16 protein-coding genes are annotated in these 15,333 nt (G+C 66.2%); 8 read left to right on the top strand and 8 right to left on the bottom strand.

Features of this window, described 5'->3' with window-relative positions; genetic code table 11:
* Positions 1 to 172, top strand: a 172-nt coding sequence (locus OCW50_RS20190; protein WP_262298722.1) for an SDR family oxidoreductase, incomplete at its 5' end; no start/stop codon positions are given.
* 217 nt (positions 173 to 389) lie between these two features.
* On the opposite strand, the gene pip is transcribed toward OCW50_RS20190, so the two are convergent.
* Positions 390 to 1,334, bottom strand: coding sequence for a prolyl aminopeptidase (gene pip / locus OCW50_RS20185; RefSeq protein WP_262270652.1), 945 nt, complete (start codon positions 1,332 to 1,334; stop codon positions 390 to 392).
* A gap of 171 nt (positions 1,335 to 1,505) precedes the next feature.
* Between pip and OCW50_RS20180 the strand changes: the two genes are divergently transcribed.
* From OCW50_RS20180 to OCW50_RS20165, 4 genes are all read left to right on the top strand, one after another.
* Entirely contained in the window at positions 1,506 to 2,579 is a 1,074-nt protein-coding gene (locus OCW50_RS20180; RefSeq protein ID WP_262298715.1) for an extracellular solute-binding protein, read from the top strand.
* Between the two features lie 169 nt (positions 2,580 to 2,748).
* Positions 2,749 to 3,846, top strand: coding sequence for an ABC transporter ATP-binding protein (locus OCW50_RS20175; protein ID WP_262270654.1), 1,098 nt, complete (start codon positions 2,749 to 2,751; stop codon positions 3,844 to 3,846).
* On the top strand, positions 3,843 to 4,712 hold the full coding sequence (locus OCW50_RS20170; RefSeq protein WP_262298714.1) for an ABC transporter permease: 870 nt from the start codon (positions 3,843 to 3,845) through the stop codon (positions 4,710 to 4,712). Before OCW50_RS20175 ends, OCW50_RS20170 begins: the two co-directional genes overlap by 4 nt.
* Positions 4,713 to 4,716: 4 nt before the next feature.
* On the top strand, positions 4,717 to 5,556 hold the full coding sequence (locus tag OCW50_RS20165; protein ID WP_262298713.1) for an ABC transporter permease: 840 nt from the start codon (positions 4,717 to 4,719) through the stop codon (positions 5,554 to 5,556).
* A gap of 143 nt (positions 5,557 to 5,699) precedes the next feature.
* Here OCW50_RS20165 and OCW50_RS20160 read toward each other — a convergent pair whose 3' ends face one another.
* The 6 genes from OCW50_RS20160 to OCW50_RS20135 are packed head-to-tail and all read right to left on the bottom strand — an operon-like array spanning position 5,700 to position 12,021.
* Positions 5,700 to 6,767 carry a dipeptidase gene (locus OCW50_RS20160; RefSeq protein ID WP_262298712.1) on the bottom strand — a complete coding sequence of 356 codons (1,068 nt, stop codon included), beginning with the start codon at positions 6,765 to 6,767 and terminating at the stop codon, positions 5,700 to 5,702.
* A 35-nt stretch (positions 6,768 to 6,802) separates the two neighbouring features.
* The gene (locus OCW50_RS20155; protein WP_262270658.1) at positions 6,803 to 7,582 is read right to left on the bottom strand and encodes an ABC transporter ATP-binding protein; all 780 of its coding nucleotides are present in this window, start codon (positions 7,580 to 7,582) and stop codon (positions 6,803 to 6,805) included.
* Positions 7,583 to 7,597: 15 nt separating this feature from the next.
* Positions 7,598 to 8,434: an ABC transporter ATP-binding protein gene (locus OCW50_RS20150; protein ID WP_262298711.1), complete on the bottom strand. Its 837-nt coding sequence runs from the start codon at positions 8,432 to 8,434 to the stop codon at positions 7,598 to 7,600.
* Positions 8,431 to 9,363: an ABC transporter permease gene (locus tag OCW50_RS20145; RefSeq protein WP_262298710.1), complete on the bottom strand. Its 933-nt coding sequence runs from the start codon at positions 9,361 to 9,363 to the stop codon at positions 8,431 to 8,433. The genes OCW50_RS20150 and OCW50_RS20145 overlap by 4 nt, the downstream gene beginning before the upstream one ends.
* A complete protein-coding gene (locus OCW50_RS20140) occupies positions 9,363 to 10,418 on the bottom strand; it encodes an ABC transporter permease (protein WP_262298709.1) in 1,056 nt (351 codons plus the stop codon). Before OCW50_RS20140 ends, OCW50_RS20145 begins: the two co-directional genes overlap by 1 nt.
* A gap of 7 nt (positions 10,419 to 10,425) precedes the next feature.
* Positions 10,426 to 12,021 carry an ABC transporter substrate-binding protein gene (locus tag OCW50_RS20135; RefSeq protein WP_373371476.1) on the bottom strand — a complete coding sequence of 532 codons (1,596 nt, stop codon included), beginning with the start codon at positions 12,019 to 12,021 and terminating at the stop codon, positions 10,426 to 10,428.
* A 240-nt stretch (positions 12,022 to 12,261) separates the two neighbouring features.
* On the opposite strand from OCW50_RS20135, the gene argH reads away from it, so the two are divergent.
* The 3 genes from argH to OCW50_RS20120 all read left to right on the top strand — a co-directional run bounded on the left by argH (position 12,262) and on the right by OCW50_RS20120 (position 14,527).
* Positions 12,262 to 13,626, top strand: coding sequence for an argininosuccinate lyase (argH, locus tag OCW50_RS20130; RefSeq protein ID WP_262298721.1), 1,365 nt, complete (start codon positions 12,262 to 12,264; stop codon positions 13,624 to 13,626).
* A gap of 174 nt (positions 13,627 to 13,800) precedes the next feature.
* A complete protein-coding gene (locus OCW50_RS20125; RefSeq protein WP_262029997.1) occupies positions 13,801 to 14,235 on the top strand; it encodes an Hsp20 family protein in 435 nt (144 codons plus the stop codon).
* 25 nt (positions 14,236 to 14,260) lie between these two features.
* Positions 14,261 to 14,527: a BQ00720 family protein gene (locus OCW50_RS20120; RefSeq protein ID WP_262270662.1), complete on the top strand. Its 267-nt coding sequence runs from the start codon at positions 14,261 to 14,263 to the stop codon at positions 14,525 to 14,527.
* Between the two features lie 21 nt (positions 14,528 to 14,548).
* Here the strand turns inward: OCW50_RS20120 and OCW50_RS20115 are convergent, their stop codons facing one another.
* Entirely contained in the window at positions 14,549 to 15,304 is a 756-nt protein-coding gene (locus OCW50_RS20115) for an alpha/beta hydrolase (RefSeq protein WP_262298707.1), read from the bottom strand.
* Positions 15,305 to 15,333 lie beyond the last annotated feature (29 nt).

Raw genomic sequence — 15,333 nt, 5'->3', positions numbered from 1 at the left:
CAACCTGACCAAGGAGCAGGTGATCAACGACGTGCTCCTGGAGGCCCAGCCCACCAAGCAGTTCGTCACCGTGGATCAGGTGGCGGCGCTCGCCGTCTTCCTGTGCTCGGACGCGGCGAGCCAGATCTCGGGCGCCAACCTGTCCATGGATGGCGGCTGGACGGCCAAGTAAGGGCAGCAACGCCCTTCCGGGTCTCGCTTCGCTCGGCCCGAACCGACCCTCCCCGTCATCACCGGGCTTGTCCCGGTGATCCCGCTGGCTTGAGATGCCGCGCTCGTCCGATCGAGATGGCCGGCACGGGGCCGGCCATGACGTGGGGAGGGCGACGGCATGGCCCGGACGGGCCAGGCCTGACGGGAAGGCCGCATCCCGTCGGGCGGCGTCCGCCCTAAGCTCGCGCGAACGCGTCCGTCGCTTCGATGAGATGATGCGTGATGCCCGGCTCGCTCACCGCGTGGCCGGCATCCGGCACCATGATGAACCGGGCTTCCGGCCAGGCCTTGTGCAGTTCCCAGGCGGTCTTCGGCGGCGTGGCGATGTCGTAGCGGCCCTGGACGATCACGCCGGGAATGTCTTTCAGGCGGTGGGCGTTGCGGATGAGCTGCCCGTCCTCGAACCAGCCCTCATGGACGAAGTAGTGGTTCTCGATCCGGGCGAACGCGACCGCGTAATGCTCGTCGCCGAACTGGTCGCTGTACTCCTGGTTGTGCAGGAGCGTGATGGTCTCGCCCTCCCACAGGCTCCAAGCCCGGGCGGCCTTCGCCCGGACGGCGGGGTCGGGATCGACCAGGCGCCTGCGGTAGGCGGCCATCAGGTCGCCGCGCTCCTCTTCCGGGATCGGCGCCAGGAAGCCCTCCCACTTGTCCGGGAAGATCCAGGAGGCGCCCTCCTGGTAGTACCAGAGCAGCTCCGGGCGACGCAGGGTGAAGATCCCGCGCAGCACCAGCTCGGTCACGCGGTCCGGATGGGTCTCCGCATAGGCGAGGGCCAGGGTCGAGCCCCAGGAGCCGCCGAACACCATCCACTTGTCCACACCGATCATGGCGCGCAGGCGCTCGATATCGGCCACGAGATGCCAGGTGGTGTTGGCCTCCAGGCTCGCATAGGGGGTCGAGCGGCCGCAGCCGCGCTGGTCGAAGAGCAGGATCCGGTATTTCTCCGGGTCGAACAGCCGGCGCTGAGTCGGCGTGCAGCCGCCGCCCGGCCCGCCGTGCAGGAAAACCACGGGTTTCCCTTTCGGATTTCCGCACAATTCCCAATAGACCCGGTGGCCGTCGCCGACATCGAGCATGCCGTGATCGTAGGGTTCTATTTCGGGGTAGAAGGTGCGCATCGCGAGAGCTCCATCAAGGGAAGCCTCACCCATAGCCGGGCGAGGGGAGGCTGTCAGCCGTCGAAGGGTTTGTGAGCCGGCTTCGAACCCTCTAGCGCGTCGTTCAACTGTCATATAGTTTTGCAACTGGGGAACAAGGGTAAAAATGCCCAACCACATTGGAGGACGAGGATGTTGACGAAACGCGCCAGCCTGAAGCTGGCTACGGCACTGGCCGCTCTCATGGTCGTCGGTTCGGCTCAGGCCGCCGAGAAGCTGCGGCTCCTGACCTGGGCCGATTACGTCCCGAAGGACGTGATGGATCAGTTCACCAAGGAAACCGGCATCGAGGTCGAGGTCACGCTCTCGAACAACGAGGAGATGATCTCGAAGCTGCGCGCCACGCAGGGCGCCGGCTTCGATCTCGTCCAGCCGAGCCAGGACCGCATCGCCGGCCCGCAGGCGGAGTTCGGCATCTACAAGCCGCTCGACCTGTCCAAGCTCAAGTCGGACCAATTCATCGCATCCATGCTGGAAGCGACCAAGAAGAACACCACCGTCGAGGGCAAGGTCTACGGCGTTCCCCACATCTGGGGCACGGATGGTCTCATCGTGAACACCAAGGCCGCCCCGAAGGTCGCCGATTACAACGATCTCTGCGATCAGGCGCTTGCCGGCAAGACCAGCTTCCGCGCCAAGCGCCCGGCGCTGATCGCCTTCGCGTTCGCCAACGGCATGGACCCCTTCGCGTCCTACAACGACCCGAAGGCCTACACGGCCATGATGGAGAAGGTCGGCGCCAAGCTCGCCGAGTGCAAGAAGAGCGTGAAGTTCTTCTGGGACGGCAAGGACCAGCTCCTCAACGCCCTGCGGTCCGGCGAAGTGGTGGCCGCCATGGCCTGGGACACGGGCGGCTGGAAGCTCAACTCCGAGAACTCCGACATCAAGTTCATCGCGCCCAAGTCCGGCGCCCTGGGCTGGGTCGACACCTTCGCGATCCCGGCCAAGGGCCGCAACGACGACGCGGCCTACAAGTGGATCAACTTCAACATGAAGCCCGAGGTGGCCGCGAAGGTCGCCGCATCGGCGGGCAACTTCACGGCGTCCAACGGGGCCGACAAGCTCATGCAGGGTAAGCTGAAGGACCAGTTCGCCGAGAGCTTCCCCAAGGCCGCCATCGACAACATCAAGTGGTATCCGGCGGTGCCGGCCGGCATCGAGGAGATCGAGGGCAAGATCCTCGACCGCCTGAAGGCCGGTTCGTAAAAGCCCATCCCGGAGTATCGTCATCCCCCGGCGAGCACCGGATCCAAATGTGGCAGCCACTTTTGGATCCGGTGCTTGTTCCCAAAGCGCGTCGTTCGAGGCGGAGAACCGGTTTCACGCTTCCGCCCGATGCGCTTGACCGGGGGATGACCTTTTGCGCGGCAGCGTCATGGCAGATTCAACCCATCCAGCGAACGACCTCGACATCGTCGGCGTCACCAAGCGCTTCGGCGGCCATGCGGCCGTCGACGACGTGACGTTCGGCGTCGCTCCCGGGGAGTTCTTCTCGATCCTCGGGCCGTCGGGCTGCGGCAAGACCACCCTGATGCGCATGATCGCCGGGTTCGAGCATCCGACCTCCGGCGACATCCGCATCCGCGGGCAGTCGATGATCGGCGTTCCGGCCAACCGGCGCCCGGTCAACATGGTGTTCCAGAGCCTGGCGCTCTTTCCCATGATGAGCGTGGGCGAGAACGTGGCCTACGGGCTCGTCTGCCGGGGCATGCCGCGCGAGGACGCGCAGGCGCGCGCCGAGCGCATGCTGGAGCGCGTCGGCCTCAAGGGATTCGGCGGGCGCCGCGTGACGGCCCTGTCCGGCGGCCAGCGGCAGCGCGTGGCCATCGCCCGCTGCCTCGTGCTGGAGCCGACGCTCGTGCTCCTCGACGAACCGCTCGGGGCGCTCGATCTCAAGCTGCGCGAGCACATGAAGATCGAGCTGAAGCAGCTGCAGAGCACCTTCAACACCACCTTCGTGTACATCACGCACGACCAGTCCGAAGCGCTCGTCATGTCCGACCGCATCGCGGTGATGAACCAGGGACAATTCGAGCAGGTGGGAAGCCCGCGCGAGCTCTATCACAGCCCGGCCACGCCCTTCGTGGCGAGCTTCGTGGGCGAGACGAACCGCCTCCAGGGCGAGATCGTGTCGTCGTCGGACGGAACCGTCGCCCTCCAGCTGCCCTCGGGCACGGTGACGCGAGGCACGGGCCGCGCCCCGCAAAAGGCCGCGGTCGCCTTCGTGCGGCCCGAGTCCATCGCCCTGGCGCCGAGCCAGCCGGCCTTGCGCGATCTCCCGAACCGCTTCGAGGGCCGCGTCTCGGCGGTTCTCTTCGACGGCGCCAATTCGAGCCTTCTCATCGACACCCTGGGCTTCGACCAGCCGGTGCGGGCCGTGCTGCCGCAGGCGGGGCCGCTCGCGGGCATCGAGGTCGGGGCGCCGATCCATGTGGGCTGGGCGGCGGACGCCATGAAGGTCTTTTCCGCATGATGACCAGGCAGGCCTCGCGCCTCACGCTCTTCCTGCTGCTCGCGCCCGCGATCCTGTGGCTCGGGCTCCTCATCGTGCTGCCGCACGTGGAGATCCTCGTCCTGTCCTTCAGCGAGCGGGTGGCCCCGCGGGTCTATGCCTTCGGGCTCGGAAACTATCTCGAGTTCTTCACCGAGCCGCTCTACTGGCGCACCTTCGCGCGCACCGCCTTCATGTCGATCCTGGTCACGGCCCTGACCCTGGTGCTCGCCTTCCCGATCGCGCTCTACATCGCCCGGGTGGCGCAGGGACGCGTCAAGGCGATTCTGCTGCTGCTCTGCCTCCTGCCGTTCTGGGTGTCGGAGCTGGTGCGCACCCTCGGCTGGATGATGCTTTTGCGCGAGACCGGCGTCGTCTCCTACGCGCTGCGGGCCGTCGGCCTCGCCGACCAGCCGGTGGAGCTGCTCTACAACGACGGCGCCGTGATCCTCGGCCTCGTCTATGGCGGGCTGCTGTTCATGATCGTGCCGCTCGCCAACGCGCTGGAAAGCCTGGAGCCCGCCGTCGTGGAAGCAGGTTTCGATCTCGGCGGCAGCCGCTGGACGGTGCTGCGCCGGATCGTCATTCCCCACGCGATGCCCGGCATCGTGGCGGGCTCGATCATCGTGTTCATGCTCACCGTGGGCAACTTCGCCACCCCGGTGCTGCTCGGGGGCAAGAACGGCCTGTGGTTCACCGAGCAGATCTACGCGCAGTTCATCACGCGCTTCAACTGGCCCCAGGGCGCGGCCTTCGGCATGCTGCTCCTGCTGCTCTCGTCCGCCATCGTGTGGCTGGGCCTGCGCCTCACCGGCCAGAGCCTGGGCTCCACCCTGAAGCAGGCGTGATCCCATGAACCGACCGTCCCTCGCCTGGAAGCTCTACATCGCGGCGTTCTACCTCTTCCTGTTCGCGCCGCTGCTGGTCGTGGCGATCTTCGCCTTCAACGCGAGCCCGTTCCCGTCGCCGCCCTGGCGTGGTTTCACCCTCGAATGGTTCACCGGCTCCGGGGCGGTCTTCGGCAAGCCGGGCGTGCTGGCCGATCCGATCTGGCTGGACAGCATCGGCAACAGCTTCAAGGTCGCGATCCCGGTGGCGCTCCTCGCCGTGGCCCTCGGCACGGTCAATGCCTGGGTGCTGGAGCGGGCCGAGTTCCGCGGCAAGACCCTGCTCGCCATGATGATGCTCTGGCCGCTGGTGATCCCGGGCGTGGTGCTCGGCATCTCGATCCTCGCCTTCTTCTCGCGCGTGGCGAACGGGCTCGAGGATTTCTTCCAGACCGATCTCGATCTCCTCCGCCCCGGGCTCCCGCTCGTGATCCTGGGGCAGCTCTCGTTCATCCTCACGATCGCGACGCTCATCATCGCGGCGCGCCTGCGCAAGTTCGACCGGTCGCTCGAGGAAGCCGCCTTCGATCTCGGGGCGAGCCGCGCCAGGGTGCTGCGCACGATCACGCTGCCGTTCCTGAGCCCCGCGCTCATCGGCGCCGGGCTCGTGGCGCTGCTGATGTCGTTCGAGAACTTCAACACCACCCTGATGCTCGTCGGCTCCGAGCCGCCGCTGCCGATCACCATGTACGGCCAGATGCGCGAGGGCGCGACGCCGGCGATCAACGCGGTGAGCCTCATGCTGATGCTCGGCGTCGGCGGCATCGCGAGCCTCTTCGCGCTCACGTCGAAGGCGGAGCGGTAATTTTTCTTCGCCGTCATCACCGGCCTTGTGCCGGTGATCCCGATCAAAAGAGCGCCGAACTCACAGCAATCGGGATGGCCGGCACAAGGTCCGGCCATGACGGAGACGGATGATCCCAGGGCGAGCCGACGATCCCGGGGCGCTCACCGGCCCCAGGTGCGCTCCAGGACGTTGACCCAGTTCTCGTAGCAGAGCTTGCGCAGGGTCGCATCGTCGTAGCCGTGGCGGCGCATGGCGTCGACGAGGCGGGGCAGGCCGCGCACGTCGCCGATCTCGGCCGGGATCGTCGCCCCGTCGAAATCGGAGCCCAGGCCGACGCCGTCGACCCCCACATGCTCGATCAGGTGGTCCATGTGGCGGATCATCTCCTCGAGCGGCGTGTCGTCGTTGCGCTGACCATCGGGGCGGATGAACGAGGTGGCGAAGTTCACCCCCACCATGCCGCGGCTCTCGCGGATGGCCGCGAGCTGCTTGTCGGTGAGGTTGCGCGAGTGCTGGCAGATCTCCCACGCGTTGGAATGGGTGGCGACGAGCGGCGCGTCCGAGAGCCGGGCCACGTCCCAGAATCCCTTCTCGTTCAGGTGCGAGAGGTCGATCATGATCTTGAGCCGGTTGCACGCGCGCACCAGGGCGAGCCCGCGATCCGTGAGGCCCGGTCCCGTGTCCGGCGTCGAGGGGTAGCTGAACGGAACCCCATGGCCGAAGATGTTGGGGCGGCTCCAGACCGGCCCGATGGAGCGCAGGCCGCTCTCGTAGAGCACGTCGAGCAGGTGCAGGTCCGGGTCGATGCCCTCCGCGCCCTCGATGTGCAGGACCGCCGCGAGCCTGCCGGCGTCGAGGCACTGGCGGATATCGGCGGCGCTGCGGCAGATCTTCACCTCGCCCTTCGAGGCGCGCTCGATCCGGATCAGCAGCGAGGCCATGTGCACGGTGACCTGCTGGCTCGTCGCCAGGGACAGCTGCGGCGGCAGGGGCACGTCGTAGCGCGACTGGGTCATCAGCGCGTCCACGTCGACGCCGACGCTGTCGGACGGCACGTAGACGGCGAAGAACCCGCCGACGAAGCCGCCTTCCTTCATGCGCGGCCAGTCGAGGTGCCCGATATTGTCGCCTTCGAGAAAGGCCTGTTCCGGCTGGATCTTGCCGCGCATCAGGCGGAGGAGGACATCGTTGTGGCCGTCGAAGACCGGCATCAGGGGGGAGCGGGACATGGGTTCGTGCCGAGCGGTTGGGGTGAATGTCAGGATCAGCCGGCCAGGGAGCGGACCGGCTCTTTCGCGTCTCTCGTGAAGCCCTGGCTCGCCTGGATCAGGGACTGGGTATACGCGTTCGAGGCCACGCCCGAGCGCAGGGCCTCGGAGGTGGTCTCCTCGACGGCCTCGCCGTGGCGCATGACCAGGAGACGTTCGCACAGATGGGCCACGACCGCGAGGTCGTGGCTCACCAGGATATAGGTCAGCCCCATCTTGCGGCGCAGGTCGTCGAGCAGGTTCAGGATCTCCGCCTGCACGGAGGCGTCGAGCGCCGAGGTCGGCTCGTCGAGGAGCAGAACCTTCGGGCGCAGGATCAGCGCGCGCGCGATGGCGATGCGCTGGCGCTGCCCGCCGGAGAGCTGGTGCGGATAGCGGAACCGGAACGAGGGGCCCAGGCCCACCTCGCGCAGGGCCTGGAGGATGCGGGCCTCCTGGTCCTTCTCGCCGTGGATGGCGAGCGGTTCGGACAAGGTGCGGTCGACCGTGTGGCGCGGGTGAAGCGACGCATAGGGGTCCTGGAACACCATCTGGACCGTGCGGTAGAAGTCCTTGCCGCGCGGCGTGGTGACGGCCCGACCCTCGACCAGGACGCGCCCGGCGGTGATCGGCGCCAGGCCGCAGATCGCGCGCAGGACCGTCGACTTGCCCGAGCCGGACTCGCCCACGAGCCCGTAGGCGGCGCCGGGCTCCACATGGAAGCTCACGTCCTTGACCGCGTCGACCCTCAGGCGGCCCGTGCCGAAGACGACTTGAAGATTCTGAATATCGAGCATCGGATCTGTCACCGGTCACTGCGCCCAGGCGGGGTCGCGGTTCAGGGTGGGAAGCGGACGGACGTCGTCCTTCAGGGTCGGCAGGCAGCGCATCAGCCCCTGGGTATAGGGGTGCTGCGCCTCGCGCAGGTTCTTCGCCTCGAGCTGCTCGACCACGCGGCCGGCATACATCACGAGCACCCGGTCGCAGAAGGACGAGACGAGCTTGAGATCGTGCGAGATGAAGATCAGCCCCATGCCGCGCTCCGTGACGAGTTCGTCCAGGATGCGCAGCACCTCCATGGACACGGTCACGTCGAGGGCCGAGGTCGGCTCGTCGGCGATGAGCAGGTCGGGGTCGGTCACCAGCATCATGGCGATCATGGCGCGCTGGCCCATGCCGCCCGACACCTCGTGCGGGTAGAGCGAGAACACCCGGGCCGGATCGCGCATCTTCACCGCCTCCAGCATGGCGAGCGCCCTGTCGCGCGCTTCCCGGCGACCGGCCTTGGCGTGGGCCTGATAGGCCTCGACGATCTGCTCGCCGATGGTCATGACCGGGTTCAGCGAGTATTTCGGGTCCTGCATCACCATGCTGATGCGCCCACCGCGCAGGGTGCGCAGGGTCCGCTTCGAGGCGGTGAGCAGATCGATCCCGTCGAAGGCGAGGCGCTTGGCCGTGACCTCGCCCGGGGGCGGGGTGAGGCCCAGGATGGCGCGGCCTGTCTGGGACTTGCCGGAGCCGGACTCGCCCACGATGCCGAGGCGCTCGCGGCCGAGCTGGAAGGACACGCCGCGCACCGCCTCCACGGTGCCGGTGCGCAGGTGGAAGCGGACGCGCAGATCGTCGACGTCGAGAAGCGGCTTGGTCATTTGGCGGCCTTCGGATCGAGAACGTCACGCAGGCCGTCGCCCAGCAGGTTGAAGCCGAGGCTCACCACGAAGATGGCGATGCCCGGCATGGCGGCGACCCACCATTGGTCGATGAGATAATTGCGGCCCGTAGCCACCATGGCACCCCATTCGGGCTGCGGCGGCTGCGCGCCGAGGCCGAGGAAGCCGAGCCCGGCCGCCGTCAGGATGATGCCGGCCATATCGAGCGTCACGCGCACGATGACCGAGGAGAGGCAGAGCGGGATCACGTGACCGAAGATGATGCGAGGCGTCGAGGCGCCCTGCAGCTTCACGGCCGCGATGAAGTCGCTGTTGCGGATCATCAGGGTCTCGGCGCGGGCGATGCGCGCATAGGGTGGCCAGGACGTGATGGCAATCGCGATGACGGCGTTCTCGATGCCGGGGCCCAGGGCCGCCACGAAGGCGAGCGCCAGAACGAGGCGCGGGAAGGCCAGGAAGATGTCGGTGATGCGCATCAGCACCGTGTCGACCCAGCCTCCGAGATAGCCGGAGACGGTGCCGACCAGAAGGCCAATGGGAGTGGCGATGATCGACACCAGCACCACGACGAAAAGGGTAATGCGGGAGCCGTAGACGATGCGCGAGAAGATGTCCCGCGCCTGATCGTCCGTGCCGAGCCAGAAGGTCTCGCTCGGCGGCAAGAGGCGCTGCGTGCGCAGGTCGCCGCCGACGATCGGCGAATAAGGAGCGATATAATTCGCGAAGAGTGCCACGAGGATGAGCAGAAGCACGATGGCAAGACCAACCACCGCAAGCGGATTTCTGGTGAAGGAGCGCCAGCCGAGATAGAAGCGGCCGAGGCGGGCCTGCCAGCGGGAATGCGGCTCGGCGGAGAGCAGCCAGGCGCGCCAGCCGGTCGGTTCGGAGAGAGCAGGGGAGCCGGCCATCAGCGGGTCCTCGGATCGAGCAGGCGGTAGAGCAGATCGGACACGAGATTGAGCACCACGAAGGCGGTGCCGATCACGAGGGTTCCGCCCAGCACTGCGTTCATGTCCGCATTCTGAAGAGAATTGGTGATGTACTGACCGAGGCCCGGCCAGGCGAAGACCGTCTCGGTGAGCACCGAGCCCTCGAGCAGGTTGGCATAGGAGAGGGCGATCACGGTGATCAGCGGCACGGCCGCATTGCGCAGGGCGTGGCGCCAGATCACGCGCATCTCGGACAGGCCCTTCACCCGCGCGGCGATCACGTATTCCTGCGCCAGCTCGTTGAGCATGAACGAGCGCGTCATGCGGCTGATATAGGCAAGCGAGAAATAGCCGAGCAGGCAGGCCGGCAGGACGATGTGCGAGGCCGCATCCCAGAACGCATCCCATTGGCCCTGCATCGCCGTGTCGAGCAGCACGATATTCGTCACCGGCGTATAGAGATAGGAATAGGCCACGTCGATGCGCCCCGGTCCCGGAACCCAGCCGAGCTTGGCGTAGAACAGCAGCAGGCTCATGAGGCCGAGCCAGAAGATCGGAATGGAATAGCCGGCGAGGCCGATGAAACGCACGAACTGATCGAGCAGGCTGCCGCGCTTCACGGCCGCTAGGACACCGAGCGGGACGCCGATGAGGGTGCCGATGAGCGTGCCGAGCGTGGCCAGCTCGAAGGTCGCCGGAAAGGCGTTCTTGATGTCGGTCATCACAGGGTTCGTGGTGAGGACCGAATTGCCGAAATCGCCGACGACGGCTTTTTTCAGATAGATCCAGAACTGCTGGATGAGCGGCAGATCGAGGCCGAGCTCCTGACGCACCCGAGCATAGACCTGCGGCGGGGCCCTGTCGCCGACGATGGCGAGCACCGGGTCGATGGGAACGACGCGGCCGATGAAGAACGTGACGGCAATGAGCCCGAGCAGGGTCGTCGCCAGCACGAGGATGAATTGTGCAGTCTTCGTAAGGTAGAAGCGGAGGGCATCGTGCCCTCCGCTTCCGGTTGCGATCGATGATGCCATTGCAGGTTTAGTTCTTCTTCGCCTGCGAGATGTCGTTGTCGCTGAAAGACGGGCCGAGAACGAAGTTGTCGACGTTCTTGCGCACGGCGGCGACCTCCGTCTGCTGCAGGAAGATCACGAACGGACCGTCGTCGAGAACCGCCTTCTGCAGCTCCTTGTACATCTGCGCGCGCTTCTCCGCATCGCGCTCCATCACGGCCGCGCGGGTCTTGGCGGTCAGCGGGCCCGGATCCCAGGCGTTGCGCCAGGCGAGCGGCTTGGCCTTCGCATTGTCCGAGTTGTCGTCGTTGGCCGCGAAGGTATCCGCGTTGGAGTTCGGGTCCTGATAATCCGAGCCCCAGTTGCCGATATAGATGTCCTGCTGGCGGGCGCGGTATTTGGTCAGAGCCTGCTTCGAATCCATCGGCAGGATCTCGAGCTTGATGCCGGCCTGCGCGAAGGTGGCCTGCATGGCCTGGGCGACCCCCATGATCTCAGGCACGGAGCGGGTGTCCATGGTGACCGAGAATCCGTCCTTCAGGCCGGCCTTGGCGAGAAGGTCCTTCGCCTTGGCGACGTCCAGCTTGTAGGGGTTGTTGGTCTCGGCGCCGAGAAACCCCTTGGGCAGGAAGTTCTGATGAACCTCGCCCTTGTACTTCATGATCGTGTCGGCGATCGCCTGATAGTCCACGAGCCATTTCAGGGCCTGGCGGACTTCTGGCTTCGCCAAGTTCGGGTTCTTCTGGTTCAGGCCGAGATAATAGATGGTCCCCTTGGGAGCGCTCTGGACCTGAATGTCCTTGTTGTTTGAGACCGCGGTGATCTCTTCCGGATTCAGGCTGCGCGCCACGTCGATGTCGCCCTTCTCGAGGAGCAGGCGCTGGTTTGCCGTTTCCTTGATGTGGCGGTAAATCACGCGGGCGAGCGGGGTCTTCTTCTCGTAGTTCGGGTTGCGCTCAAGGACCAGGACCTCGTTGGCCTTCCAGTCGCGCATGATGTACGGGCCGGAGCCCGCATACTTGGTCTTCAGCCAGTTATAGCCCCAGTCGCCGTCCTTCTCGTTCTGCGTCAGCAGCTTCTTGTCGACGATGGAGGCCACCGAGTTGCCGAGGCAGTACAGGACCAGGGTGGGGGCGTAAGGCTTGTCGACCTCGAACGTCAGCTCAAGCGGGCCAGTCTGCTTGACCTTGTCCTTCACGTTGTTCTTATCGAGGCCGAACTGGCCCAGGATGAAGGCCGGCGACTTGTCGAGAATGACGGCGCGCTGCAGGGAATAGACCACGTCTTCGGCGGTGATCGGATTGCCGGAGGCGAATTTCCGGTTCGGCTTGATCTTGAACGTGTAGGTCTTGCCGTCCGGCGAGACTGTCCAGGACTCGGCGACCTGGCCCGAAATCTTCGACACGTCCTTGATGTCGTAGGTAATCAGGCGCTCATAGGTGTTGCCGTTGATCTCGGACGCGCTCAGCTCGAAGATCTCGGCGGGATCGAGGGAGATGATGTCGTCCATCTGCCAGGCCTGAACCAGGGTGTCCGGCGGGGTCGCCGCCATCACGGCGGAGAAGGAGGTCGCCATGGTGGCAACCAGAGCTGCGGATAGGAGAAATTTCGGAAGTCGCTTCATGGCCATTCCCTTCGGCGCTCGGAGCGCCTGTTGTTGCGCCAATATGAATGCAAATCACACAACAGCTGTCGAGTCCAGCAACTGGTTTTAAACTGGCAAACGTTGCGCAGTCTGCCCAACGGGCGGGCAGATGCCGATCCGGGTTGGCCTCCGGGGACAAAGTGTGGCAAAGGCGAGCCCGAGTCTCTTTCTGGGTGAACGACCGTGTCTGAAGAAGCCAAGAAATCCGGTGCCAACACCATGTGGGGCGGGCGGTTCTCGTCCTCGCCCAGCGCGCTCATGGAAGCCATCAACGCGTCCATCGATTTCGACAAGCGCCTGGCTTCCCAAGACATCCAGGGCTCCATCGCCCACAGCGCCATGCTGGCCAAGCAAGGAATCATCGCCGAGAGCGACCGGGACGCCATCCATCAGGGGCTCCAGCGGGTCCTGGGCGAGATCGAGTCCGGCTCCTTCACCTTCTCGACGGCGCTCGAAGACATCCACATGAACGTGGAAAGCCGGCTGCGCGAGATCGTCGGCGATCCGGCGGCCCGCCTGCACACGGCCCGCAGCCGCAACGACCAGGTCGCCACCGACACCCGGCTATGGGTGCGCGAGGCCCATGACCGGACCGACGAGCAGCTGACCATCCTGATCAAGGCCCTCCTCGACAAGGCCGAGGCGCACGCCGCCACGGTGATGCCGGGCTTCACCCACCTCCAGAGCGCCCAGCCGGTGACCTTCGGACACCACCTGATGGCCTATGTGGAGATGTTCGGCCGGGACCGGGGCCGGTTCCGGGATTCCCGCCGGCGCCTGAACGAGTGCCCCCTCGGGGCCGGGGCGCTCGCCGGCACGTCCTTCCCTATCGACCGGCACATGACCGCCAGGGCGCTCGGCTTCGACGGTCCGACCCGCAATTCGCTGGATACGGTCTCGGACCGCGACAGCCTGCTGGAGTTCATGGCGGCGGCTTCCATCTGCGCCGTCCATCTGTCGCGTCTGGCGGAAGAAATCATCATCTGGATGTCAGCCCCCTTCGGCTTCGTGCGCCTGCCGGACCGTTGGACCACCGGGTCCAGCATGATGCCGCAGAAGCGCAACCCCGACGCCGCCGAGCTGGTGCGCGGCAAGTGCGGCCGGGTCGTCGGCTCGCTGGTCTCGCTTCTGACCGTCATGAAGGGGCTGCCGCTCGCCTATGCGAAGGACACCCAGGAGGACAAGGAGCCGCTCTTCGACGCCGCCGACACCATCGAGATCGTCCTGGCCGCCATGACCGGCATGATCCAGGACCTGGAGCCGGTGCCCGAGCGCATGGCCGCGGTGGCCGGGGCGGGCTTCTCCACGGCGACCGATCTCGCCGATTGGCTGGTGCGCAGCCTCAACATCCCGTTCCGGGACGCCCATCACGTCACGGGGCGCATCGTCTCGGAGGCGGAGAAGCGCGGCTGCACCCTCGAGGAGCTGCCCCTGGACGCCATGCAGGCCATCGAGCCCAAGATCCACCAGGGCATCTACGACGTGCTGGGGGTCGAAAACTCCGTCCGCTCCCGCACGAGCTTCGGCGGAACCTCTCCGGTCCGGGTCGCCGAGCAGGTCGCCTGGTGGCGGGAGCGGGTCTGACCGGCTCGCCTGTTAACCCTTGTCATTCCGGCCCTGGCGGAAGGGTCCCGCGGGCCCTTGATAGGCCGGGACACCATCGCCATATTGCCGACAGCGGCTCCGTCCGGAGCCACTTGAGTGCCGCATCGGCGGGCTCAAAACCAACCGAAGTGCCTCTAACCTTGGGCTTCGAACATGTCGCGTCAGTCGCCCTTTGGGCATCCGTTCCTGCTAGGCTTCGATGAGATCGAGCAGGCCCTCGACCGTGTCGCCAAGGCGGCGGGAGACGGCTATCCGCCCTACAACATCGAGCGCCTGGCCCGCACGGAGCACGCTCCCGAGCGCCTCCGCATCACCCTGGCCGTCGCCGGTTTCACCCGGGACCAGCTGGAGGTGACCCTGGAGGAGAACCAGCTCGTGATCCGGGGCCGACAGTCCGACGACAAGACAAGGCACTTCCTTCATCGCGGCATCGCCGCCCGTCAGTTCCAGCGCACCTTCCTCCTTGTCGACGGCATGGAGGTCATGGGCGCGGACCTGTCCAACGGGTTGTTGTCGATCGATCTCGTCCGGCCCGAGCCGGAACGGATCGTCCGCAAGATCGACATCATCGCGTCGGACAAGGTGTGACGGCATCCGCACCAAGGAGATGTCCATGAACTTCGATATCAAACACCATGCCGAGCCGGTTCTCGGGGTCGCCGAACTGGCCTCCCTGGGCGTGGGGCAGATGGCTTACGTGAAGCCGCTCGAATCCGACGAGGTGGCGCGGCTGTTCCCCCAGGCTCCCAAGCTCGAGCCCGGCATGCGCCTCTTCGCCCTCCTGTCCGCCAGCGGCGAACCGATCCTGCTGACCGACAACCACGACGCCGCCGTGGCCAATGCCTGGGCGCATGACCTGACGACGGTGAGCCTGCATTAGGGCTCACCGTCTCCCCTGGCATCAGGCAATCCCCTCCACCGCAGCGATCAGCCGTTCGATGTCCTCCGGCCGGGAGAGCCGGTGGTCGCCGTCCTTGATCAGGGTCAGCGACACGCTGTCTCCCGGCAGGTGCTCGACGAGTTCGAGGGCGTGGCTCGACGGCACGTCCGGATCCTCCATGCCCTGCAGGATATGGACCGGGCAACCGGTCCGGATCGGACCTCCGAGGAGGAGATGCCGGCGCCCGTCCTCGATCAGCGTCCATGTGATCGGGTACGGATCGTCGGAATAGGCCGAGGGCCGGTGATAGACCCCGGTGTCCTGCACGCTCTTTTTGAGATCCTCGGGGAAACGCCGCCACATCAGCCGCTCGGTCATGTCGACCGCCGGGGCGATGAGAACGATCCCCGCGGGAGCGATCTCCGGCCGCTTTTCCATGAGGTGCCGGGCTGCGAGCAGGCTGATCCACCCGCCCATGGAGGAGCCGACGAGGACGGGGCGCTCCTTCACGAACCGCTCGATGACGGTCAGGGCATCCTCGAGCCAGCGGGAGATGGTCCCGTCCTCGAAGGCTCCTCCCGACTCGCCATGGCCGCTATAATCGAAGCGCAGGAAGGCGCGGCCATTCGCCTCCGCCCAGGTGTCCAGGGCGGTCGCCTTGGTCGCGCGCATGTCGGACTTGAAGCCCCCGAGCCAGACGACGGGCGGGCCCTTGCCCTCCCGGAACAGGACGGCGATGGGGCGGGCATCCTGGCCAGCCGTGACGCTTTGCGGCATGGTTAACTCATCCTCAACTGCTTTGAAGC

Source organism: Microvirga sesbaniae, from assembly GCF_025460805.1.
Taxonomy (GTDB): Bacteria; Pseudomonadota; Alphaproteobacteria; order Rhizobiales; family Beijerinckiaceae; genus Microvirga; species Microvirga sesbaniae.
Note: the sequence above shows the minus strand (reverse complement) of the source record. Positions and strands in the feature narration are given on the sequence as shown.